This window comes from Acinetobacter colistiniresistens (assembly GCF_000413935.1).
Lineage (GTDB): Bacteria > Pseudomonadota > Gammaproteobacteria > Pseudomonadales > Moraxellaceae > Acinetobacter > Acinetobacter colistiniresistens.
Genome location: NZ_KE340380.1, coordinates 697,898 through 722,622 on the forward strand (window position 1 = coordinate 697,898; position 24,725 = coordinate 722,622).

Here is a 24,725-nt window from a genome sequence, read left to right on the forward strand (position 1 = left end):
TTTGATTTAGTTTGGATATTTTTGTGCAATTTCCTGACTTATCAATACAGCTGTTGCAGCAGAAAGTGTCCAACCTAAATGTCCATGCCCCGTATTATAAAACACTCTTGGTTGCTTACCTTGTCTCACCACAGGCAACATATTCGGCATCATGGGACGTAAACCCGCCCATGGAACCACATGTTCCGTTGAAATATCAAAGTTCTGGTTTACCCAATTAATTAACGGTTGAATACGATCTGCACGAATGTCTCTGTTGTAACCGTTAAACTCAGCTGTTCCCGCAATACGCAAACGGTCTGCACCTAAACGTGAGGTCACGATTTTTGCACTCTCGTCGAGCAAACTCACCCAAGGTGCGTTATTTACGCTGCGCTCATCTTTGAGCTGTACGGTAATCGAATACCCTTTGACTGGATAAACATTGACACTGTCCCCTAGCATATCGGCCAGTTGGTAACTTCCCACCCCACCACAGACTAAAACCAGATCAGCAATAATTTCAGTGATTCCATCCGCAGTTGGATTTACATTTTCAGAGCTGTTTTTACAGTGAACTATAGCCTTATCTTGAGTGAATTTAATATCAACAACATCAAGGCCAAAACAATATTTCACACCATATTGCTGTGTTCTTTCTGCCAACCCGACAGAGTATTTATGGATATCACCAGTCGCATCGCCTGCAGTGTAATATCCCCCATAATAGTCGCCTGTTAATGTCGGTTCGATGGCTTTCATTTCTTCAGGGGTAATCGCATTCCGTTCCAACTTACCTTCAACCAGCACATCATTGACTTGCTTGGCAATTTGATAATCTTCTTTGGTGTGATACATATGCAAAATGCCACGTTTTTCCAAGTCAAAAGAAATATTTTCCTTTTCAGCAACCTCAAATAAACGCTGTCTTGCCAATAGGGCCAAACGCACTGTTTCAATGGTATTGGCTTTATAATTTTTAATATGCGTCAAAAACTCAATCAGCCAGCGATACTTATGCACACTAAAAGATGGGTTGAGCAATAATGGTGCATCTTTGTTACTCATCCATTTGATACCTTTGAGCACCGTTGCTTTTTGGTTCCAGACTTCGGCATTGCAGGCAGATAATTGCCCACCATTGGCAAAAGAGGTTTCCATAGCTGGAAACAGATGGCGATCAATCACCGTCACCTCATAACCCAATTTAATTAATTCATAAGCAGACGTTACACCCGTAATCCCCGCACCAATTACAACAACATGTGGCATAGCAAACTCCTAGAAATGCATAACATTTCTTAATGCATAGCCCCATCTGTCATGGTACCTGAGAGTTTCGGCAGATGATTACCAATTAACCATTAAGCCTTCCCCTTCGGTGAGTGTTTATCGTAGAAGAAAAAGTTGTCGTATATTTCTACAAGTTGAGCACTGCTCTCCAGATTGTATTTCTATTATTACAGTCCTTCTGCCTGAGAGTTTCCGGGGTCGTTGCTCCTTCGGCGAGTTCATTGAAGAACTTCTCTCCCGCAATAATATTTATATCCCTATAAGCAATATATATGCCGCTTAAAAATACAGACACTAAATTCTTGTAATTGTTTGTAGACGAAGATTTGTTCTATTGAGCTAAGGTTAAGATCATAAAAAAAGCAGGCTGACAGCCTGCTTTAAATAATTAAAACTTGCATTGCAAAATTTGATCTGAGAATTGTCCCTTCCAAAGCTCACGCAATGTCGGTAAATAGAATTTCTCCCCAATCATCACCAATTCCGCATCAATCAGTGCATGAATTTCGTGCATCAACACATAATCTAAAGCAATCAGCGATAATTGTGGTTGTGTCTGAGCGATTTGCTTACGTTTTATTTGAGCCTTTTTAACTAACTCATTGGCAAAGTTTTTATCTTTATAGGTAGTAATCGCGCTTAAACGTAGCTCGATGATGCCCCAACCTTCCAATAGTTTTTTAAAAACTTCGAAGTCTTTTGACGTCGCTTCCCAAGTTACATTTTCCAAATTATTGTCTTCTGGCAATACAGGCAAGAGTAAGTCGGCCGTACTTGGAAAAATTTTCTTTAAATTCAACAGAAACTTAACAGGATTTTCATTTGGAAGATCAGAAAATTGGATGTTGGTTTTGGTATCTGTTAAATAAATATTCAGCATAATGAAGCAACAATCAGGTAAATCAAAAGCATATTGTACGCAGTTCAATTTATAAAAACTACTCATAAAAAAATCCCTCTATTTGAAGAAGGATTTTTCACTTAGTTATTGAGCTTACTTACTATTTGGAGAAACCATATTTTCAGGTTTTACCACCTCATCAAATTGCGCTTCGGTAACCAGTCCGAGTTCAACTGCAACCTGTTTTAAGGTTTTATTCTCTTTATAAGCAGTTTTCGCAACTTTAGCCGAATTCTCATAGCCAATAACAGGATTAAGTGCAGTAACTAACATCAAAGAATTATGCAAGAAGTAATCAATTTTTTCACGGTTTGGTTCAATTCCAACCGCACAATGATCATTAAAGCTATTACATGCATCACCCAATAACTGAATTGATTGCAATAAATTGTATGCAATCACAGGCATAAACACATTGAGCTCAAAGTTACCAGAAGCCCCTGCAACGTTGATAGTCGTGTCATTCCCTAAGACTTGTGCAACAACCATGGTCATTGCTTCGCTTTGCGTGGGATTGACTTTGCCTGGCATAATACTCGAACCGGGCTCATTCTCTGGAATACGGATTTCACCAAAACCACAGCGTGGCCCACTTGCCAACCAACGAATATCATTCGCGATTTTATTTAAACTTGCTGCTAGTGTTTTTAATGCACCCGATGCAAAGACAGCGGCATCACGACCTGCCAAAGCTTCAAATTTATTCGGTGCCGTGACAAATGGTAAGCCTGTAAGTTCAGCCAACTGCTCAGCTGCTTTCACTGCATAGTCAGGATGTGCATTCAATCCAGTTCCCACAGCCGTACCACCTAACGGTAGCTCATACAAACCTGCAAGCGCTTGCTGTAAACGTTTTAAACCATGTTCTAGTTGCGACACATAACCACTAAATTCTTGCCCTAAGGTCAAAGGGGTTGCGTCTTGCAAATGAGTCCGCCCAATTTTCACGATATCATCAAATTCTTTTGATTTACGTTCCAGAGTAGCCTTAAGCTTTTCAACAGCAGGAATCAATAATTCATTGATCTGGATACTGGCTGCAACATGAATTGCAGTTGGGAAAGAGTCATTGGTCGATTGCGCACGATTGACGTGGTCGTTTGGATGTACCGGTTTTTGTGCGCCCAACGCCTGCCCTAATTTCTGATTGGCAATATTGGCAATCACTTCATTACAGTTCATATTACTTTGTGTACCTGAACCTGTTTGCCAAACCACCAAGGGAAATTGTGAATCCCATTGTCCAGCAATCACTTCTTCAGCAGCACCTACAATATACTGGCTCAAATCTTCAGGCAGTTGTTTTAACTCAGCATTGGTAATTGCAGCAGCTTTCTTGACCAACCCCATTGCACGAATCATCGCACGTGGTAAGCGCTCCTGACCAATCTTAAAGTTCTGTAGACTCCGTTGCGTTTGCGCACCCCATAAGGCGTCATTGGGTACTTCAATTTCGCCCATTGTGTCGTGTTCAATTCGCATTTGCATAAACAACCTCTGCTCTATTTGGTTAAAGTTCTCACGGGCTGAAGCAAGGTGATGCTTTGGCTAGTTGCCGTTATCCTAATCAAAGCAGATATAATTGTAAATAAGAATCATTATCTTAATTGCCTTTTAAGGTATTTAAATAAAACCGCCATTCATCTTCAATCATCAGCGTCAAAGACCGTTTTGGAGACCAATCCAATACCTTCTCTGCTTTTCCTAACACTGCCCCGAGTTGTGCTATTTCTTGGTGCTGGAAAATGGCAGGTTGAGTATTCACTTTTGTTTGCGTCACCTTTTCAATTTCATTCAGCAAAGTTTGAATCGATGTCAGTTGCGAATGTGCAATATTGAATGACTCTAAGCAGTTATGTTGTGACTTCAACCAATTCAATGTCTTTAAAATTGCCTCGCAAGCATCTAAAACATGTAAGAAACTTCGCTCAACGGTACCATCAGCCGTTGCTGCCTGATTTTGCAATTCAATATATTCGCGCTGCAGCGCTGCAACCTGTAAGGCCAGAGGCACAATATTTTTGGGTAATTGCGTAACAAATTCACCTAAAACACCATGCTCAAACGCTCCCACGATATTCGATAAACGCAGGTTCACAATACGCCACTCAGAATCGACTTTATAGGTATCGGCAATAATATCTTCAACCATTTGCTGTGATCGAACATAGGGGTTCGGATAGCTATAATTAAACTCGGTTTCTTCAGATAGTTTTGCATCTGATTGGCCATATACAGCCAAACTCGAGAGATTAATCAACTGTCTAACACCCATTCGCTGCATGGCTCTTAATAAGCTCATGATGCTACTGACGTTGTCATTGTAGTATTCCAGCGGTTTTAACGCAGATTCCTCTAAAGATTTAAAACTGGCTGTATGAATCACTGTATCAATTGAATATTGTTCAAATACTTTATTTAAAGCTGGTGTATTGCGAACATCCAGTTTCGCAAATGGAATATACATGCCTGAAATATATTCGAGCCTCTCCAAGGTCTGTAAGGTTGAATTGGCTAAATTATCCACAACAACAATTTCTTGGCCGTGAGCCAACAGACTCAAAGCAATATGCGAACCAATAAAGCCTAAACCACCTGTCAGCAAAATCATTGTATACTTACCTTCCTTTAAATCTATCCATCATTATTTTTGCCTACTACGACCATAGTGAATATTCAATGAGTACACTACTGCTAATTACTTCTGCGCCTACGTCAATTTTGGCTTGGCATGCTTTTGGTTTAGCTCAAGCCTTACAAAATAAGCATGAAGAACTTCAAGTCTTCTTCTACCAAGATGGTGTTCAGGTTGCGAATGACTTACAGTGGTTTCCTGATGATCAACGCAACCTTAAACAAGAATGGCAAAAGCTCGGCATTCGACTCCCTGTCTGTGTCAGTGCTGCCCTTGCTCGGGGAATCACTGATGCGGACAATGCAAAGCGTCATTCACTCCAACATTACAACTTAGCCAAAGGCTTTGAACTGGTTGGTCTCGGTGAGCTTGCTGACGCAGTACAAAGCTGTTCTCGTTTAATTCAATTTTAATTTAAGTTCTTTACTAGAGTGTTGCTTTGAAAAGGTAAATTGTGTGAAATCTGTACTCGTCATCCTAACGCAACCTAACTTAACAAGTTTGCAAATCAATGAAAGCTTGTCCGCTACTATGGTTTTAGCAACCTTTGGTATTTCTGTCAAAGTATTATTAAAGTGTGCGGCAATTAACTTATTAGACAATAAGTTAGAATTTGATCAACTTAAACATGAGTTTAAAATTGCAGCCAATATGGTTGAAAGTTTTGAGTTCTATGATTTGACTCCAATTTTAATTGAATCTGAAAATCAAGAACTTAGCATCGTTAAAAATACAGATCAGGAGATCGAATTGATTGATCTCAATCCGGAGTTTATCCAGTCATTTGATCATATACTATACTGGTAAGGTGTTTCATTATGGAAAAAACAACGCTCTTTTTAGTCCAATCTGCGACTGATCAGCTCTGGTCTGACTTAGTAAAAATGGCACAATCTGATGACTATATCGTGATTATGGGTGATGCAGCCATTCAGGTGTCTGCATTAATTACAGCAACTTATCATCACATTTATTGTTTAAGTAATGAGCACAACCTTCTTAATGACGAAGTTAAGGACAAAGTTCAGGCAATCGATTATGCCCAATTTGCAGAGCTCAGCTTAAAATTCAAACGTTGTGTTTCTTTGAAATAATATTTCTTTCATTCATTTTTATTTTTTAGGCTATTTTATGCAGTTAGAATTAGACCAAGACGGTCATTTAGTTGATTACAGCATTTGGGATCAAAACATTGCTCAGGAGTTGGCAAAGTCTTTAGATTTACAATTAACAGATTGGCATTTTGAGATTCTTTATGCTGTAAGACAGTTCTATCAACAATTTGGTCATTCACCTGCAACACGTCCACTCATTAAGTTTTTAATGAAAACCGTTAATTCTGAAATTGATAATGCCTTGTTGCAGCAGAAGTTTAATACAGGCTTAGTCGCTCGTCATTTAAGCCGCTTAGCGGGTGTGCCTAAACCTGCAAATTGTCTATAAGTTATGTATGGGCATGAACATTATGCAAATTTTTTGGCGAAAGCAACGCAAGCGATCACTGCAACCGTCACGGCGAACATCGCTGCACTGACTTGTTCATGCAATAAGACAGCTGCAATCGCCAAACCAAAGATAGGTTGCAGCAGCTGTAACTGACCAACTGTGGCAATCCCCCCTTGCGCCAAGCCCTTATACCAGAAGAAAAAACCGATCAGCATACTGAATAAAGACACATAAGCTAAACCTAGTTTTGCCGATGTTGAAACTCCAGCAAAGTTTGCAGGCATATACAAATAAGAGAGGAGTAGCATGATCGGTAAGGTAATAATCAACGCCCAGCAAATGACTTGCCACCCCCCTAAATGTTTCGATAACTTACCGCCCTCGGCATAACCAAAACCACAAAGTACGATCGCCAAGAGCATGAACGTGTCACCATAATTAAATGCCCAGCTTCCTGTTTGAATCAGCATATAACCAAAAACCAGCACCCCGCCTAAAATAGCGAATAGCCAAAAAGCTAAATTTGGTCTTTCTCCACCTCTTAACACGCCAAAAATGGCAGTTGCCAATGGTAATAAACCCACAAAAACAATGGTATGTGCAGCACTAACATATTGAAGTGCTAAAGCCGTAAACAGCGGAAAGCCAACCACCACTCCAAGTGCAACATAAAATAGTGACAGCCAATCTTTGCGCTCTGGTAACTGCTGACGCGATAATAAGATCAAAGCCAAACCAAGTAGTCCAGCAATCGCCGCACGGGCAGCCGTTAAAAAGGTGGGGCTAAAATCCATGACTGCAACGCGTGTTGCAGGTAATGATCCTGCAAAAATAATTACACCAATCAGACCATTGAGCCAGCCGCTATTTAAAGTTTTCATTTATTTTCTCCAAATCCACATGGAGAATTTAAACTGTGATATGGTTTAAATACCATACACAGTACAGTACAATTTCAAATAACTGTATTTGTTATTTTACCCATACAGTTAAAGATATCACTCATGAAAAGTACTAAAATTGATTTCGTAATCCAGCATATTCAGGAACAAATTAAAACCCGCTCCTTACTACCTGGCTCACGTTTACCCTCAGTCCGTGCTTTAGCTGCGGTGCTTCATCTATCTGTCTCAACCATTGTTGAAGCCTATGAGCGTCTTGCCTCTCAAGGCATTATTGAAGCAAAGACAGGTTCAGGTTTTTTTGTTGCAGGACCACTTGCACCTTTATCCATCTCTGAAATTCATCCAAAAATCGATCGGAGTATCGATCCACTCTGGATTTCAAGACAAGCCCTCGAAGCGAAACAAGGTATTTTAAAACCGGGTTGCGGTTGGTTACCTGATGACTGGATGCCACATGAAAATATCCGTAAAGCCATTCGTAAAGTATCCAAAGCTCCTTCAAGCACTTTGACGAATTATTCAACGCCATTAGGCCTAGCACCTTTACGTGAGTTACTCTCACGCAGAATATTAAGCAAAGGTATTGAAGCACAGCCCAATCAAATTTTATTGACCGACTCAGGCACACAGGCAATCGATTTAATTTGTCGTTATTTTCTCAAACCGAATGATGTCGTCTTGGTGGATGACCCTTGTTATTTTAACTTCCATGCATTGCTTAAAGTTCACCAAATCCAAATCATTGGTGTGCCTTACACGCCTACAGGGCCTGATCTAGAAGCTTTTGCTCAAGCCATCAAAACCCATAATCCACGCCTCTACATTACCAACTCAGGCATTCATAATCCAACGGGAGCAGTATTAACCGCATCAACAGCGTATCAAGTCTTAAAACTGGTTGAACAGTCTAATCTGGTGGTGATTGAAGATGATATTTTTGCAGATCTAGAACGACATAGCGCCCCTCGTCTGGCCGCATTAGACGGCTTATCCCGTGTCATTCATATTGGTAGTTTTTCTAAAACATTATCAGGTTCTGTCCGTACGGGCTATATTGCAAGCCAATCAGAATGGATCGAGGACTTGGCTGATATCAAAATCGCAACCTGTTTTGGTGGTAATAACCTATCTTCAGAAATTCTGTATGCCGCATTGACCGATGGTAATTACCGTAAATACCTAGAAGAACTAAAAATACGCTTGGCCAAAGCAATGGACGCAACAGTGAAACAACTTGAGAAACTCGGAATCAACGCATGGGTTAAACCATCCGCTGGCATTTTCTTGTGGTGTAAATTACCTGAACATTTTGATACCGCATGTATTGCGCAGAATTGCTTAGAGCATGGTGTGATTCTGGCTCCGGGCAATGCGTTTAGCCAAAGTCAGAATTTTAAGAATTTTATCCGTTTTAATGTAGCACAATCACTTGAGCCTAAAGTCTTTGAAGTTCTATCCCATGCCATTCAGCATGAAATAGAACGACAAAGGCGATAAAAAATCATGCTGTTTTTTGCTTTTGTTCGATAAAGGCAAAATAGCCCGGACCTGCCGCGACTCGTACATCTTTAGCGTGAATCGGTTGATCACATTCAGAACAGACCACTTTTGGATTAACTTTTCGCCCGCAACTTTTATGCGTAAATTCAACGGGTTTACCTAGCCCCATATCCATCCACTTATCGGCCCATTGCACCATTGAAAGAATAATTGGATAAAGGTCTAGGCCCTTGTCTGTGAGTTGATATTCAAAACGCTCTTGACGATCGACATAAGGTACTTTGGTTAAAATCCCATGCTCAACCAAGCGCTTTAAACGCTCAGACAGTACATGCCGTGTCAGTCCTAGACTCCGCTGAAAATCATCAAAGCGGCGTATACCCATAAATGCATTACGTAAGATGAGCATTGTCCAACGATCACCCAACACTGAGAGCGTCCTCGCCACTGAACACGGCTGGTCGCCAATTTCGTCCCATTTCATTATTATCACCTAATCATTTTTTTAAAGTTTTATTTAAAAGACATCTATGTCTTGAACCGTCATGTTTAGAAACTAAACAATATAAAATATACACTAAACCACCTTATCCATCAGATGCAATATTGGCACTTGGCTAAAAGTACCAATATTCAGTCATTTTACATAAATTCATCAAAACAATTTAGTTGTGAATGAATAGCCCAGCAAGGATTTGTCCTGCTTCCAGTTTGGTATTGGCTGGGATACGGACCAGACTATTGGCCTGCATTAAATTGCTCAACATATGTGATTGTTGTTTCGCCAAACTTTGGAACTTGAGTTGCCCTTGATCAAAATAAGCCTGCATTCTTAAAAAACGTTCACGCGCATCCGATTTTAAATCATGGGTCAACACACCACTCAACCATTGCAAGGGCTGGCGTTGGTTTTGCAAAGCATCTAATAAGGCTTTGCCATAGACTTGCATACACACATACACCGCTGCTGGATTACCTGGTAAACCCAATAAATAACAATTATGATCTTGCTGTGTGTATTCGGCAAAGAACAGTGGCTTACCTGGTTTTTGCTTCACCTTCCAGAAGACTTGCTCAAAACCTGTTTCAAAAGCGCATGGACGAACAAAATCATAATCGCCAACGGAAACACCACCTGTGGTAATGATCAGATCATATTGCTGTTTTAGCCGCTCAAAACATTGCGTGACTTGCTCAGCCTCATCAGCAATATGCAAAATTTCCGCATCGATACCATAGTCTTGCAACCAAGCTTTTAATAATGGCCCATTGGCATCAAACACTTTCCCTGTCTGCAAATCTTCAGGCGTTTCTGCAACTTCATCCCCAGTAATGATCACAACCACTTTCGGTGCTTGAAAAACATCTATAATTTGTACCCCTGCCATACTGAGTGCTGCAAGTGCACCAATATTGATGCGCTGCCCAACATCTGCCAGTTGCTGACCTCGTTGCACTTCTTCACCGACAAAACGGATATCCGCTTGCGCTGAAATATGTTCAGTCAATCGAATGGTTTGATTGGCTTCAACAGCGACGATTTCTTGCCGCGCAACATGCGTTGTTCCCTCAGGTGTTTTCCCACCTGTGAAAATACGAATTGCTTGCCCATCTTGGAGCTGATGATCAGATTCACTGCCTGCCTTAATTTCACCAATCACCTCATATATCGTGTCCTGAAGATTCTCAACAGAATTATTCAGAGCATAGCCATCCACTGCGCTTTGCGAAAAACTCGGTAGATTGACATTGGAGTTGATCGATTTGGCTAAATAACGATTCAGTCCATCGGCTAAAGGCAATGTCTCAATTTTTAAAGATTTAGGTTGGGTTTGCACCAATGCTAATGCTTCATCAATACTAATCAGACCTTTTTCGGCACCACATCCTGACATTATTCATAACCTCCCGGATGGGGGAGATCACGACAGACATCAAAAATATGCACCAAAGCTGGTAAAATTGCCGCCATGGATTCGCTTGCGCCGCCACGGCTTCCCGGTAAGGTCACCACCAATGAACGGTCAATAAACCCGGCAACACCGCGAGACATCGCCGCATAAGGTGTTCGTTTTTGCCCAAATGAGCGTGCCGCCTCCATTAGGCCATCAAGTTTGCGCTCCAGTAGTGGCTCTAGGGTATCCACGGTAATATCGCGCTTGCCAATGCCTGTTCCACCCACCGTCATAATACAGGCATAAGATTTGGTCAGTTCCAGGACTAAATCTTTGAGCTGATCAGCTTCATCTGGCAAGATTTGATAATGAATTGGATCAAAGCGCGCTTCAGTCAAAGTTTCTACAACCGATTTACCTGCGGTGTCTGGTTTACGCCCTGCTGCAACCGTATCTGACAGTACAATTACTGCCGCTGAAACAGGTTGACGTAAAGTGCGTTTAAAGTGTGATTTACCGCCTTTTTTCTTGAGCAATTTGCATTGATCCAGACACAGTTCTTCGGGCTCACAATGCGGCTTAAGCATATCATACAGCGTTAAACCCGCTAGGCTCGCAGCGGTTAAAGCTTCCATTTCCACGCCTGTAGGGCCAATAGTCTCAACCGTCGTCAGAATCACCACATGATCATCATGTAGGTCATAATCAACATCGGCGCGGTAGATCGGTAATGGATGACAGAGTGGAATCAGTTCGTCTGTACGTTTGGCTGCTAAAATCCCAGCAATACGAGCTGTTTTTAAAGCATCGCCTTTTTCAGTATTGCCATCTCGGAGTAACTGAATGCAATGCGCAGGGGCATGTAAAATCGCTTGTGCTTCTGCAACACGATAACTCTCGGGTTTCATCCCAACATTTTTCATTTTAACGTCCTAAACCCTTATTCGTGTATCTGCTCATGGCTGCAATTTTCATGCTGATGATGTTTTACTTGATGATTTGATTCAGCTGTATCTTTACGAATACAGCAACCTTCGACATATTGACTGGTTCCATCCATAAAAAATTCTTCTTTCCAGATCGGTACTTCATGTTTGACCCGCTCAACCGCCTCTTCACAGGCTTGAAAAGCTTCACGGCGATGTGCTGCGTAGGCTATGGCAATAATCGCCGTTTCACTGACATCCAAATAGCCAATCCGATGCATCACCCGAACATAAGAGACCTGATATTTTTCTTGGATTTGCTGTTCAATCTCACGAATCATTTTCTCAGCAACAGGTGTATAAGAGGTATATTTTAAGGCTTTAACCGCTTTACCTTCATGGTGATTGCGAACCGTACCAATAAAAATATCAACCCCGCCACATTCAGGAAAGGACTGAATCGGATCAAAATAATCAAGGCTTAAAGCCTGATCTTGAACTCTAGCAAATTCACGCATGTTTAACCTCCCGCTACGGGTGACAACAACACCAAGGTACAGGAATTTTCTAAAGCGGTTTGGCGTGTAATGATATCTTCGCCTATCGCACAGGCACATTTTTCCATGGCATGATTCGCCTCTGGATAAAGCGTCACAATATGTGCCAATACATCTTTGACCATTCGGTCTGCTGCAAACTCAAATGCCAGCGGCTTGGGTAATAACCTTTCGATTGCCCCAAACGCTTCTATTTTAATCTCAATGGTTTGCATATGTTCTCCAGACCACTTTTATTTAACCACCCAGCATATGCATGCTGATTTTACGTGCTTGTTGATGCTGTAGTGCATGATAGCCTTTGGCCTTATGCCAAATATAAGGCTTAATTTTCTGATCAAGCTGTTGTAATGCGTGCTGTTTAATATCCAGATTGGACTGCTTAGCGGCTTCTAAATCAGCTTTGATATTAAGCCCTTGTTGCGCAAATAAACAGTTGTAGAGTTCACCCTGAGCCGTTAAGCGGATGCGATCACAATCGCCACAAAAAGAATGCGTGATGGTTGAAATGATGCCCAGCTGATATTGACCATCCAGTTGGTAGATCCGCGCAGGTTCATGCTGTTGTTGCAAGACTTGAATAGCATAATAAGGTTTGAGTTGCGCTAGAATTTCCGCCTCGCTCACCACTGCTTGATCGGTCCAGTGCTGATCGCCATCCAGTGGCATAAACTCAATAAAGCGCAATGGAATATTGTGCTGTTTTGCCCAGCGTACCATCGGCAAAATCTGGTCATGGTTTTGACCCTGCATCAAAACACAATTGATTTTGAATGGAAGCCCTACTTGTTTTGCTGCTTCAATACCATTTAGTACAGGCACAATATCTTTTTTAGTCAGTTGTTTAAATTGAATCGGGTCAAGACTATCCAGACTAATATTCAGATCATCCAAGCCAGCTTGCTTCAATTGTTCCGCATACTTCGCTAAATAATGGCCATTGGTGGTGATTGAAATGCGTTTGAGTCCCAAAGCCCTGAAGGCCTGTAAATCCCGAATAAAATGCACCACACCTTGACGCATAAGGGGTTCCCCCCCTGTGATACGAATATTTTCAATCCCTTGTTGAACCATATATTTGCAAAATATCAATAAGGCTTCAAAACTAAGTAAATCGTGCTTTTTCATCCATTGCGGATGCTCAGGCATACAATAAACGCATTTGAAATTACAGCGATCCGTCACGGAAATCCGTAACTTACGCTTAATACGACCATACTGATCTTGCAAGATCGGTAAGCTCGTTTCAGGTCTCTCATGCTTCATCATACGCACTCATTTTGTGAATCTTTTACTGGGTTTAGCACAGCTTCTGTGCATCCTTGTTGTACTCATCACAGTGAATTATTTTTTATAGCAATAATTATTCCAATCCCATAGCAACTTTATAATGATGTTGCTTATTTAATTGAATCAGTCAGTTTCAATCTACAAAGAAAAATAGCGCGTGTCAGCATATTTTTGTTCAGTTTATATTGCACCCATTGCAAACATGATTTAAGCAACATGTAAGAATTTGGTGCATTTCAACAGAAATATCAATAGGCTAATGGTCTAAGTTGTGAGCCGCTCCAAACGTACAGGCACATATTTATGATAGGGTGTCTTGGACAATGGATCACAATGTTGAGAAGAAGTAAGGCGATTCAATTGTGGCCCAATCGGTTCTCCACCCCGATAGCGTAATCCATATCCATGCGGCAACGACACCACGCCTTTCCGCATGCCCTCATCGAGTTCGACCGTGACCTGAATCTTGCCATGCTCAGAAATACAGTGCAGCATCTGTCCTGTTTCGACCGCAAAAGTCTGCGCATCTTCTGGATTGATCCTTAAACGTCCTTCTGCATCGACTTTACGCCAAGCAGGATCACGATAAATTTGATTGGCGTTATAACTACGGCGTTCACCCGCGAGCAAAATAAAGGGATATGCATCAGTTAAAGTCAAAGACTGTTGTTTTAACTGAGCTAACTCGATAAACATTTCAGGAATTGCCAAACGAATTTTCTTATCTTTATAGGCGATCAATTCCCAAACATCAGCATAGTCATGTTGTGATAACACCACGCCTGAACGTTGCTGCAAAATGTTCTGGAATAACTTAACACCTAGGTTTAAACGATTGCCAACATAGCCTGCTTGCTTTACCGCTTGGTAATGTTGAGCTGCATATTGCATACATAAGGGTAATAGCAAGGCAGTTGATGCAGCATCATTCGGCAAAGTTTTGCCTAAGGTTCGATATACAATTGACGCAGCATAGGGAATTAACTTTTTATTTTTCGCAAAACTGATACCTAGCGCACCGAAATAGGCAAGATATGCGGTATTGGCTGAATCTTTTTCTGCAATTTTACTCAATATCGGAAATTGTTTAGGAATGACCTGCATGGCTTCGAGCAGACGGGTATAGATTTCCGCTTCAGGCAGGCTATTGCCTTGTGCCTTAAATAAGGGATGGCGTAAATGAAAGCCATTCTTCGGAAATTCCAGATTAAATCCTGTAAATTCCCACTTTTCAAATTGACTATGTGCAGGTAACACATAATGCGCCATCCGTGCTGTTTCAGTCATGGCCACATCGACCACCACCAAAAGCTCTAAGGACTGAAAAGCCTGTTCATAAGCGGCAGTATCGGGATAGGTCAATAAAGGATTACAGCTGTCCACAAACACCGCACGAACTCGCTTTTCCCCTGCTTTTAGAATCTCATCAGGTAAAATATTCGGAGGAAAGAAGCCTGAAATCGGGAACATTTTGTGGTGTACGGTACGGCGATATTTAGGATTACGCTCATCGGTATTACTTAAGATTGGAATAAACATGGTATGTAGATTATTGCCGCCCTGCTGACCAAAATTCCCTGTGAGCAAATATAAAAGTTTTTCCAGATAACCATTTAAAGTGGTATTTAAGGTATGTTGAATACCGAGATCAATTCGGACACAAGCACGTTGCGCTTTGGCAAAATCACGCGCAATCTGATAAACCAGCTCCACGGAGACATCGGCTTTTTGGATGTATTCTTCAATTGGAACCGCTAGAAAAGCTTGTTTAACCTGATCAAAGCCATGCGTATGCTGCTGAATAAATTGCTGATCATACAGTTCTTCTTGCAATATAATAGCAATCATAGCGGACATCAGATAAGCATCTGTTCCTGGTTTTAATTGCACATGGATATCAGCTTGTTTAGCGGTTTCAGTTACGCGTGGATCAAACACCACCATGGTCCGATTCGGATCTTTTTTAATATGTTTTAAAGTGTCTCGTGCATTTGGAATCCCATGAGCCTGAAAAGGATTAGTGCCAATAAACAGCACATAATCTGCATGCTCTACATCTTCGGTGGTATGACACGCTTGGCTGCCAAACAAACGACCATTGACCCAGAAATCGCCCGTTTTTTCCTGCGCCAAAGAATTATAGGAATAAAAACTTTTCATGGCATAGAGCAACTGACGACCATAAGCAGCACCTAAATGATTACCCTGACCGCCACCACCTACAGATGCAAAGGCAGTTCCGCCATAGCTATTTCGAATCTGTACAAGCTGCTCGGCAATTTCCTGAATGGCGTGTTCCCAGCCGATCTCTTTAAACGAACCATCTGCCTGACGTTTTAACGGTGAAGTTAAACGATCAGCATGTTGTTGGTAATGCTGCAAACGTGCGGCCTTCTGGCAGATATAGCCTTGCGAGAAAGGATGCTGATCATCACCTTTAATCTTCTTAAACTGGTTATCTTCAATTTCTACACTGAGTCCACAATTGCGTGAACACAAAATACAAGCGGTTACATCCTGTCTTGCTGCTGTTAGCGTCGTCATTGGTCTCACCTTATTATTTTATGAATATTGGCCCATTAAGCAGATTTGCCCTGCTGAACCAACAACACGGAGATACTTTTGTTCCTGCTCGGTAATGGTTTCAACGCGGTTATGCTCTGAAGGAAGTTTGACAGGTTTTAGGAATCGGACATCGATTTGCTGAACCGGTTCTGGAAGAAATTCAAAACTACGTGCAAATACCCCAAAGCCATGCAGCACTTTTTGACCAAAACTTGACAGCTTGGCTAAGGGTGTAACCCAGTGAATCGGATTAAAGTCACCTGTGAGTAAGGCAAACTTCAGGCCATCATCTGAACGAGTCGACCATTCACCTAGTGTGTGCCAAAGCTTAATGTCGCTGGTTTCAGGGCGTTTGGTTTTTTCAAAATGAGGTAGAATAAAAGCCATATGTAGTACCGCTTCCACCAGTTCAGGTTCAGCAATCGTACCAGTGGTAATTTGAACTGAAATACGTGCTAAACCATTACGTTCATCTACCTGCACGATCTTGGCTTGAATCATGAGTTTTTCTGTTCTTGGAATCTTGCCGTGAATTTTCAGGCTAACGCCCTGATTAATCACGTTACTCAATGGATAATGAGTTTGGAGCAATAATCGCGTTGCAAAGGACAATCCCCATTGTGACACCATATGTGGCGGAATTGAGTCTAAATATTTATTCGAAGCTGCTCCACTCCATTGAATATAATGTTCAATCAAATCTTGACTCGGTGCATCAATCACTTCATTAATCGATGCTAATGACTGCCAGTCAACTGGAGCAATCTTTGTTTTTTTAAGACTGCGTAAGCCTATTTTTCCAAGTCCTGCCAAAGTTGCCTGATGTTCAAATAAAAATTGCAATGGAATCTGTTGGTAACGAATCGCAAACATATGAAACTCCTGTTCCTTTTATTTTTCTCAGTTCTCAAACCATAGTTGGGTTAATTCTAGTCCTGATTAGACAAGTCTGACATGGTCAAAAATCAATTAAGTTCCAAAATAGAACTCATTTAATTAAAGGTCAAGTACATTGGTCAGAAATTAACAACAAATAATCAGGTAATGCTAAGGCCTATTTTCCAACCTTAAATTTTTACATGGAGCAACATCTCATAAGCCACTATTCTTTCATTTTCAGTGACCACATCAACTACTTTAAAATTATGTTTTTTATAGAAATTAAGCGCTGTCGAAGTAGACTCTAAAGATATCGTCTGAATACGATTAGTTTTGCAATACTCAATCAGATACTTTAAAAGCTTTTCACCAATGCCCTGATTTTGAAAACTGGGTAATATGTAATTTAGAAACAAATTCCCATGTTTAGACATACATATAAATCCAACCACTTTTCCTGAAAAGTAATATAAAAAACAAATATTATTTTTAATCCACTCACTTACATTCGCTTCAGTTTTATTTTCTAACCAATGATGAATAATCGTGGCATCATCCCTATGATCAAGCGTACAAGAGAGAATACTTTGTTTTATAACATTAACAACTTCAAGCGAATGTTCATTTGTAGCAGATATAATCACTACTCACCTCTTATCTATAATAAGATTTATGACTTTGACGGAGTTCGCGATCAATACAACATCAAAAGTAAATTTTCTAGGCTGTACGAACCAACATCAATTTAAACTTTTTGAGTACCTGTATGCAATCAGATCAAATTCAAAACCTTGTTACCCGTTACCCGATTGTTAAAGACCTGATCGAACTCAAAGAAAGTATCTGGTTTAACCCTGAGTTTACGACACTTGAACAGGGCTTGCCCTATGTGGGTCTTAATCAATCTGATATTGATGATGCCCGTGACCGCTTAGCACGTTTTGCACCTTACTTGATGGCGGTTTTTCCAGAAACGCTTGCAACGAAAGGTATTATCGAATCTGAGCTGATCGATATCCCAAATATGCAACAGCATCTTGAGGCTCACTTTAATCAAAAAATAGCTGGAAAGTTATGGCTTAAAAAAGACAGTCATCTGCCCATCTCTGGATCGATTAAGGCACGTGGTGGTATCTATGAAGTGCTTTATCGGGCGGAGCAACTTGCTATACAAGCTGAACTACTCAGCGTCCAAGATAATTACACCAAGCTAAACAGCCCTGAATTTAGAGATTTTTTTGGTCAATATAGTATTGCCGTCGGTTCAACAGGCAATCTCGGACTCTCCATTGGCATTATGAGCGCAAAATTAGGCTTTGATGTGACGGTACATATGTCAGCAGATGCCCGCCAATGGAAAAAAGACAAATTACGTTCACATGGTGTAACGGTAATTGAATACGAGCAAGATTATGGTGTTGCAGTAGAGGCTGGCCGAAAAGCAGCATTAAAGAATCCAAATTGTTTTTTTATTGATGATGAAAATTCCAAAACATTATTCTTAGGCTATGCCGTTGCGGGTGAACGTTTAAAAAAACAATTGGATCAACAGCATATTATTGTCGATCAAGATCATCCTTTATTTGTTTATTTACCCTGTGGTGTCGGTGGTGGGCCGGGTGGTGTTGCATTTGGTCTAAAAATGGCCTTTGGTGACCATGTGCATTGTATCTTTGCCGAACCCACCCATTCGCCTTGCATGTTACTTGGTGTAGCCACTGGTTTACATGATGAAATTTCCGTTCAGGATATTGGCATTGATAATATTACGGCGGCAGATGGTCTTGCAGTAGGACGTGCTTCAGGCTTTGTCGGCCGTGCCATGCAACGCTTATTAGATGGTTTTTATACATTGGATGACCAAACCATGTACTGCTTGCTTGGAATGCTCAACCAAGCTGAAAATCTACAACTTGAACCTTCTGCACTTGCAGGTATGTTAGGGCCAATTCTAGTCAGCAAACATCAAGCTTATATAGATTTACATCAATTGACTGAAGTACAGTTACAGCACGCCAATCATATTGTATGGGCAACGGGTGGCGGGATGGTTCCTGCAGAAGAAATGCAAAACTATCTGGCGAAAGCATGAACCTAACTACGCTCAATATGAGCAATGAACAGAGAAGTTGCACTTCTCTGTTTTCGTTTGAGTCACCCAGATTTTCTTTTGAGGTTGGCTAGACCATCAATTTTAATTGTTGAACGAAATGATGCATATTGCTCGCCCACGTATTCAAATCACGATTGGCGATCAGATAGGTATTGATCTGAGCTGTAGCTGAGTCAATGGGATGAATCATTACACTTTGAGCAAAATGGGATTGCTGTATATAGCTCATCGGCAGAATTGCAAGGCCAACATCTAAACTGACACAGCTAATAATGCCATCTAGACTCCCCATTTCAATCACATTGGCTGCGGGTAAATGATGTGCAGATAAGAACTGATCAATGGCTTTGCGGTAGCTACAGCCCTGCTTAAAGGCAATGAACTTCTTTTGAATCAAATATTCATTTGCAAGTTGTGCTGGCGCATGCTTGGAAGAAATCAGCACCAATTGCTCGGTCCAGACATGTAAATTAAACATCCCGTCAATGGGTGCATGATTGGCCACAAATGCACAGTCCAATTTAGAGGTGGTCACTAAATTAATTAAGTCCCGGCTTGGTGCAGTGCTGAGCGAAAACGGAAAGTTGGGCGCATGTTGCTGTAAATTCCGAAATAAAGAGGGTAATCGAACTGCTGCCGTGGTCTCCATACTCCCAATTTCCAAAGGGAGATTGACTGCAAGATGATGACTGGAAAAACTATCAAGCAGCTCTTTTTGTAGATGCAGCATTTTTTCAGCATAACCATACAGCTGCTGCCCAGCTCTGGTGGGTTGGATGGGGCTCTGCCGATGAAGCAACTCAACATTCAATTCTGTTTCCAGTTTTTTGATATGACTGGTGACATTGGATTGTACGGTATAGAGTGTTTTTGCCGCCTCGGAAAAACTTCCTAACTTCACCACCATCATAAAAATTTCTAAAGACTTAATCTGCATCGCCATCACTATTAGAGATAGTTTGTATCAATTCAAATCATTTTACATGATTCATGACACTTGTTTTAATATTCCTTGATTTCTCAAAACTCAAAGATGATTTAAACAATGAGTGGCTCTAAACTTCTATTTTTGATCTGTATTTTAAGTTTCTTTAGCTATGGACTTTATTTACTAGACTACAAATTTCTTACCAAAGTACCACCTCTAGAACACATGCATCATAGTGACTAAGGGTTGGAGTAAGCACGCCATGACAGACCTAGGAAAAAACAACAACAGCTCACTACAATCAGCAATCTGTGCAGCGCTGATTATGGCAATTGGCATGGGGTTCGGGCGCTTTGCTTTTACTGCGGTCTACCCACATATGATTGATGAAGGCATCTTCAATCTACAGCATGCCAGTTTGGCTGCCTCAGCGAACTATGCGGGCTATTTATTTGGGGCTTTATTCGCGATCAGGCTTAAATCACAACAGAGCTATCTCGGTAGTATTGTCGCCACTGTCGGTACAGTAGTTTGTCTGATCCTGCTTGCCTACATTAACACGATTAACCTGATCATCTTGATTCGTGGTCTGGCGGGCATTTTTAGCGCCTTCGCCATGGTGTCAGCCTCATTATGGCTGCTTGAACAGCAGAGACAAACACATCAAGCCCCTATTTTATATGCTGGGGTTGGTCTCGGTATTGCCCTCTCTGCCGAGCTTTTGTTTTTTGGCACGCATCTGGGTTGGCACAGCAAAATACTGTGGTTATTGCTCGGTATATCCAGTTTGGTTCTTGGCTGCATCTCCATGTTTGGCTTATCACGGGCTCAACCCAATGCTATTTCAGCTCAGAATACCTTCAATACCAATAGAAAAATCCCCCATGCTTACGCTCTGATTATCATTTATGCCTTGGCGGGTTTTGGCTACATCATTACCGCAACCTATTTACCATTGTTAGTCAAAAATGTACTTCCCAATATTGATGCAGCACAAATCTGGGCAATCTTTGGCTTGGGTGCAATTCCTTCCTGTTTTTTCTGGCATCGTATCCATCAAAATTTTGGTACACAAATCGCCTTATCCTCAAACTTAGGTTTACAGGCATTCGGTGTGGTATTGCCAATTATTCTGCCAACAACTTTGGGTTATTTGCTCAGTGCATTTTTGGTCGGGGCAACCTTTATGGGTACTGTCACAATTGCCATGCCCATCGCACAGCGAATCGCCCGTCAAACACAAAATAATTTAATTGCCCTGATGACAGTTGTCTATGGCATAGGTCAAATCATTGGCCCAATGGTGTCAAACGCTTTATTTTCTATTCATCATACCTTCAACAGTTCACTGCTGACCGCCTGTATCGCTTTGTTGCTCGCAACTGCAATCAGCCTAGAAAGCGACTTAATTTAAGTTTTAAAAACAAGCTATCGATTCAAGCTAAGCGTTCTGTTCCAGAAGTACGTCTTGAATAATCATACCGTCTTGCAAAGCAATCATCCGATCAGCCGTTGCAATCGTCTCAGGACGATGAGCAATGAAGATCCGGGTAATATTCATTGCCTTAATATTTCGGTTAACTTCTCGTTCTTTTTGCAGATCCAGATTGCTTGTTGCCTCATCCATAAATAAGATTTTTGGTTTTTTATAGAGTGCCCGGGCCAAGAGTATTCTTTGTTTTTGCCCTCCCGATAACATCGAACCCAATTCACCCACCAAAGTATGGTAAGCCATAGGCATCTTTAAAATATCCTCATGAACGGATGCTAACTGAGTACAGGATTCTATCCATGCCTGATCGGGGTCAGGGTCAAAAAAACAGATATTTTCGGCAATCGAGCCTGCAAATAGAATGTCATCTTGTAGTACTGTACCAATCTGATCCCGCAAATGATTTAACCCTAATGATTCAAGCGATTTACCCATGACTTGAATCGTTCCCGAACTGGCTGAATGTACGCCTAACAAAAGGTGCATTAATGTAGTTTTACCACAGCCTGTGGGCCCAACAATAACCACGGATTGGTTTTTCGGAATACTAAAACTAATATCATTCAAAATAATAGGATCAGTCTCAGAATATTGAAAACTGAGGTTTTTTATATGAATAACAGGCTGAGTAGCATCTACATCACGCTCTTGATCGATGCGTTCTCCGTGTAGTTTTTCAGGCTTGGTAAGTACGATATCGGCCAAGCGTTCTGCATCAATTTGCAGCATCTTTAACTGAATATATTTATCAATTAATCCTGCAATGCGACCATCAAACTGATTCTTATAAGCCATAAAAGCCATTAAGGCCCCTACAGTGAACTGCCCTTCTAAAATCAAGGTTGCACCTAACCAAATGATCAGAATATTCTCTGTCCCGAATAAAATACCATTGGCCAAGCGGAACATTAGTCCCAGCTTTTGGGTGACCAGATCGGCATTGACCTGATTGACCAATAGGCCTAGCCAAGTTGAACGTCGAATATCTTGTCGCTGAAATAACTTAATGGTTTTTGCGCCACGGATCGTTTCCATAAAATGGCTACTTTGTTTTGCCGCATGAATAATTTGCGCTTCGGTTGACCTCCGTAAGGGCGCATACCAAATCCATCGAATAAGGCCGTATAGACACATGGTAATCAGTGCAATAACAGCTAATTTAGGGCTATAGATAAACATCAGAATGATGGTAAAAGTAGTCATCAGCCCATCAAGAATTGCCTCTAAGAATGTCGTGGTCAAAGTTTGCTGAATGCGATCAATCGAACCAAATCGAGAAACAATATCCCCGAGAGAGCGGCGCTCATAATAAGCCACAGGAACATGCATCAAATGGCTGAATACGTTCCCTCGCCATTGTATGTTGAGGTGCGTACTCATAAATAACACAAACCACGACCGTAGCAGGCTGATCACTTGCTGTAAGAGCATCAGCAACCCAAAACCTAATGCCAAGATGGTGAGTAAATCCGCATCGGCGGATACAATGACATGGTCAATCACCCATTGCATAAAAAACGGGCTGGTCAGTGCAAAAACTTCTAGAACGAGTGCCAAGACCAAGATCTGGCCTAAGGACTTCCAAATACCTTTCACATGCCCCAATAGGTTGTGAATCTTAATGGCTTGTTTATCTTTCTTTTCTTCAAAATTTAAATTGGGCCATACTTCCAAAGCGACCCCAGTAAAATGCTGTGACGTTTCTGCAAAACTTAACTGCCTACGTCCAAATGCTGGATCCACAATAATGATTTTGTTTTTATTCACCCGTTCCAGCACCACAAAGTGATTAAAATCCCAGTGCAAAATACATGGTGTTCTCAGTTGATCTAGATCACTCAATTCCAGCTTTAATGGGCGACTCACAAAATTTAATTGATGACTAATATTTAAGAGATGAGTTAAGGTGCTGCCCTTTGCTGACACGGGAAAGCGTTGGCGTAATGTCGCCAAATCAGACTCATAACCATGATAGTTTGCCAACATGGCTAAGCATGCTAGCCCACATTCTGTAGCTTCAGTCTGTAAAATAACTGAAAGTTTAGAACGGAAAGAGAAGGAAAGTTTATCTAAATCGTACATTTAACTCTGCTTTTATTATATTTTTCCAGAAATGGTATACAAAGGTTCTAACACCCATTCATATAACTTACGTTTTTCTTGCAAGATATCTGCATCAAATATCAAACCGACTTTTAAAGGCCGTTGCTCGCCATAAACAGAAATATTTTTCTGTTTCAATTTAACTTTAACCAAATACACAGGCTGGTTATTCAGGGACGGACTAATTTGATTATTTCCAATACTCATCAAATCTTGCGAAGCCATGGCTGTATCTGAAATCTCGTAAATATATCCTTCTCCCTGTCCAAATTTCTGGTATGGATAGGCTTGATAGCGTAATTTAATCGGTTGATTTAACTTAATAAAACCTACTGCCTGACTCGGCACATAGAGATAAGCATTTAATTCGGATTTTTTGGGGATGATGTGTAGCAATGGTTTGGTGACATCAACATGCTGTCCAAGCTCCGCATTAATCGAGGTAATCACGCCATCTAGATTCGAGCGAATAATTACACGATCACTGGCCTGATTTTCGATAAACTCCTGATTAGCCGTCGCGACTTGACGATTGAGTTGATTGAATTGATTTTCATTTTTTGCCTTTAATGCGGCTAATTCTAATTTACGATTTTGTAAGTCCGAAAGTTTGGCCAGCCTTTCCCTCTCATAATTTTGCAATTGCACATTTTGATTAAAATAAAAATCTTGCCTACTCTGATAATCCACCTCTGCAACAATTTCTCGTCTTAATAAGTCGCGATAACGTGCAACATTTTCTTTAGCAAGGCTAACCCGATGCTGTTGTTGCTCAATTAAACGCCCCAATTGGGTAATATCCTGCTCCAAGCTTCGGATCTCATTTTGCTTTTGTGTGGTATCCGAAACATACAATGCTTTGGTCTGTATCCGTTCTTGCTCTAACGTCTGTTGCTTGGTTTCAATCTGGGATTGTAATAAAGCGTTATAACTATCCTGCTTGTTAAATCGACTTGTTGAAATGGTATAAAGCACATCGCCACGCTTCACTACCTGATTCTCTTTCACAAGTTTTTCAACCACAATACCTCGGTCTGGACTATAGACTTGTATAAGCCCTGAACTTGGCATGAGTTGCCCTGTTACAGAAATCCGTTTGGTGTAGCTACCCAAAAATAGAAAAAGTAAAATCGTCATCCCAACTACAGCAGCAAATACTGTAACCCAAGCAAATGATATCGGGCGGAGCAAAACGATATGCCCCACCCATTTAGATTGTTGCGCCTCTAGCGCCTCTTTTCTGAACATACCAGCCCAACCACCACATACAAGATCAAAAGTAATGCCTCTATCCAACGATTTTTTAATAACAATCAGA

General features: G+C 41.1%; 24 protein-coding genes and 1 riboswitch. Of the genes, 7 read left to right on the forward strand and 17 right to left on the reverse strand.

The window, feature by feature from the left end:
* Positions 1-6 precede the first annotated feature (6 nt).
* The 4 genes from F907_RS06860 to F907_RS06845 form a co-directional block, all read right to left on the reverse strand.
* Positions 7-1,251: a D-amino acid dehydrogenase gene (locus F907_RS06860; RefSeq protein ID WP_016652524.1), complete on the reverse strand. Its 1,245-nt coding sequence runs from the start codon at positions 1,249-1,251 to the stop codon at positions 7-9.
* A gap of 181 nt (positions 1,252-1,432) precedes the next feature.
* A riboswitch (glycine riboswitch) is annotated at positions 1,433-1,522 on the reverse strand.
* Between the two features lie 138 nt (positions 1,523-1,660).
* Positions 1,661-2,152, reverse strand: coding sequence for a hypothetical protein (locus F907_RS06855; protein WP_032862204.1), 492 nt, complete (start codon positions 2,150-2,152; stop codon positions 1,661-1,663).
* Positions 2,153-2,266: 114 nt separating this feature from the next.
* On the reverse strand, positions 2,267-3,661 hold the full coding sequence (fumC, locus tag F907_RS06850; protein ID WP_016652525.1) for a class II fumarate hydratase: 1,395 nt from the start codon (positions 3,659-3,661) through the stop codon (positions 2,267-2,269).
* 115 nt (positions 3,662-3,776) lie between these two features.
* Positions 3,777-4,784, reverse strand: coding sequence for an NAD-dependent epimerase/dehydratase family protein (locus F907_RS06845; RefSeq protein ID WP_016652526.1), 1,008 nt, complete (start codon positions 4,782-4,784; stop codon positions 3,777-3,779).
* A gap of 68 nt (positions 4,785-4,852) precedes the next feature.
* Between F907_RS06845 and tusD the strand changes: the two genes are divergently transcribed.
* Genes tusD through F907_RS06825 form a run of 4 tightly spaced genes read left to right on the forward strand, consistent with a single transcriptional unit; the run spans position 4,853 to position 6,251 of the window.
* On the forward strand, positions 4,853-5,221 hold the full coding sequence (tusD, locus tag F907_RS06840; protein ID WP_005241272.1) for a sulfurtransferase complex subunit TusD: 369 nt from the start codon (positions 4,853-4,855) through the stop codon (positions 5,219-5,221).
* Positions 5,222-5,264: 43 nt separating this feature from the next.
* The gene (locus tag F907_RS06835; protein WP_005270774.1) at positions 5,265-5,615 is read left to right on the forward strand and encodes a hypothetical protein; all 351 of its coding nucleotides are present in this window, start codon (positions 5,265-5,267) and stop codon (positions 5,613-5,615) included.
* Positions 5,616-5,626: 11 nt separating this feature from the next.
* Complete coding sequence (locus tag F907_RS06830) at positions 5,627-5,902, forward strand: hypothetical protein (protein ID WP_016652527.1); 276 nt, start codon at positions 5,627-5,629, stop codon at positions 5,900-5,902.
* A gap of 37 nt (positions 5,903-5,939) precedes the next feature.
* Positions 5,940-6,251 (forward strand): TusE/DsrC/DsvC family sulfur relay protein, encoded by a 312-nt coding sequence (locus F907_RS06825; RefSeq protein ID WP_016652528.1) that lies wholly within the window; start codon positions 5,940-5,942, stop codon positions 6,249-6,251.
* Between the two features lie 20 nt (positions 6,252-6,271).
* Here the strand turns inward: F907_RS06825 and F907_RS06820 are convergent, their stop codons facing one another.
* Positions 6,272-7,135: a DMT family transporter gene (locus tag F907_RS06820; RefSeq protein ID WP_016652529.1), complete on the reverse strand. Its 864-nt coding sequence runs from the start codon at positions 7,133-7,135 to the stop codon at positions 6,272-6,274.
* Between the two features lie 123 nt (positions 7,136-7,258).
* On the opposite strand from F907_RS06820, the gene F907_RS06815 reads away from it, so the two are divergent.
* Positions 7,259-8,656 (forward strand): aminotransferase-like domain-containing protein, encoded by a 1,398-nt coding sequence (locus tag F907_RS06815; protein ID WP_016652530.1) that lies wholly within the window; start codon positions 7,259-7,261, stop codon positions 8,654-8,656.
* A 4-nt stretch (positions 8,657-8,660) separates the two neighbouring features.
* Here the strand turns inward: F907_RS06815 and F907_RS06810 are convergent, their stop codons facing one another.
* From F907_RS06810 to F907_RS06770, 9 genes are all read right to left on the reverse strand, one after another.
* On the reverse strand, positions 8,661-9,143 hold the full coding sequence (locus F907_RS06810; protein WP_005270784.1) for a winged helix-turn-helix transcriptional regulator: 483 nt from the start codon (positions 9,141-9,143) through the stop codon (positions 8,661-8,663).
* Positions 9,144-9,324: 181 nt separating this feature from the next.
* Positions 9,325-10,554 (reverse strand): molybdopterin molybdotransferase MoeA, encoded by a 1,230-nt coding sequence (locus F907_RS06805; RefSeq protein ID WP_016652531.1) that lies wholly within the window; start codon positions 10,552-10,554, stop codon positions 9,325-9,327.
* Complete coding sequence (gene moaCB, locus F907_RS06800) at positions 10,554-11,477, reverse strand: bifunctional molybdenum cofactor biosynthesis protein MoaC/MoaB (RefSeq protein WP_016652532.1); 924 nt, start codon at positions 11,475-11,477, stop codon at positions 10,554-10,556. The genes F907_RS06805 and moaCB overlap by 1 nt, the downstream gene beginning before the upstream one ends.
* A 17-nt stretch (positions 11,478-11,494) precedes the next feature.
* The gene (locus F907_RS06795) at positions 11,495-11,998 is read right to left on the reverse strand and encodes a molybdenum cofactor biosynthesis protein MoaE (RefSeq protein ID WP_016652533.1); all 504 of its coding nucleotides are present in this window, start codon (positions 11,996-11,998) and stop codon (positions 11,495-11,497) included.
* Between the two features lie 2 nt (positions 11,999-12,000).
* Entirely contained in the window at positions 12,001-12,252 is a 252-nt protein-coding gene (locus tag F907_RS06790; RefSeq protein ID WP_005241258.1) for a MoaD/ThiS family protein, read from the reverse strand.
* 22 nt (positions 12,253-12,274) lie between these two features.
* A complete protein-coding gene (moaA, locus tag F907_RS06785; protein WP_016652534.1) occupies positions 12,275-13,306 on the reverse strand; it encodes a GTP 3',8-cyclase MoaA in 1,032 nt (343 codons plus the stop codon).
* A gap of 285 nt (positions 13,307-13,591) precedes the next feature.
* Positions 13,592-15,871 (reverse strand): molybdopterin-dependent oxidoreductase, encoded by a 2,280-nt coding sequence (locus tag F907_RS06780; RefSeq protein WP_016652535.1) that lies wholly within the window; start codon positions 15,869-15,871, stop codon positions 13,592-13,594.
* An 18-nt stretch (positions 15,872-15,889) separates the two neighbouring features.
* Complete coding sequence (locus F907_RS06775) at positions 15,890-16,765, reverse strand: MaoC family dehydratase (protein ID WP_016652536.1); 876 nt, start codon at positions 16,763-16,765, stop codon at positions 15,890-15,892.
* 194 nt (positions 16,766-16,959) lie between these two features.
* Positions 16,960-17,415 carry a GNAT family N-acetyltransferase gene (locus F907_RS06770; RefSeq protein ID WP_016652537.1) on the reverse strand — a complete coding sequence of 152 codons (456 nt, stop codon included), beginning with the start codon at positions 17,413-17,415 and terminating at the stop codon, positions 16,960-16,962.
* 122 nt (positions 17,416-17,537) lie between these two features.
* Here F907_RS06770 and F907_RS06765 point away from each other — a divergent pair, with 122 nt between their 5' ends.
* Complete coding sequence (locus tag F907_RS06765) at positions 17,538-18,863, forward strand: D-serine ammonia-lyase (RefSeq protein ID WP_016652538.1); 1,326 nt, start codon at positions 17,538-17,540, stop codon at positions 18,861-18,863.
* 88 nt (positions 18,864-18,951) lie between these two features.
* Here the strand turns inward: F907_RS06765 and F907_RS06760 are convergent, their stop codons facing one another.
* The gene (locus F907_RS06760) at positions 18,952-19,827 is read right to left on the reverse strand and encodes a LysR family transcriptional regulator (protein WP_016652539.1); all 876 of its coding nucleotides are present in this window, start codon (positions 19,825-19,827) and stop codon (positions 18,952-18,954) included.
* A 247-nt stretch (positions 19,828-20,074) separates the two neighbouring features.
* Between F907_RS06760 and F907_RS06755 the strand changes: the two genes are divergently transcribed.
* Positions 20,075-21,226 (forward strand): YbfB/YjiJ family MFS transporter, encoded by a 1,152-nt coding sequence (locus F907_RS06755; RefSeq protein ID WP_016652540.1) that lies wholly within the window; start codon positions 20,075-20,077, stop codon positions 21,224-21,226.
* 27 nt (positions 21,227-21,253) lie between these two features.
* On the opposite strand, the gene F907_RS06750 is transcribed toward F907_RS06755, so the two are convergent.
* Positions 21,254-23,386, reverse strand: a complete 2,133-nt coding sequence (locus F907_RS06750) for a peptidase domain-containing ABC transporter (protein WP_016652541.1) — start codon at positions 23,384-23,386, stop codon at positions 21,254-21,256.
* A 15-nt stretch (positions 23,387-23,401) separates the two neighbouring features.
* A complete protein-coding gene (locus F907_RS06745) occupies positions 23,402-24,655 on the reverse strand; it encodes an HlyD family secretion protein (RefSeq protein WP_005270856.1) in 1,254 nt (417 codons plus the stop codon).
* Positions 24,656-24,725 lie beyond the last annotated feature (70 nt).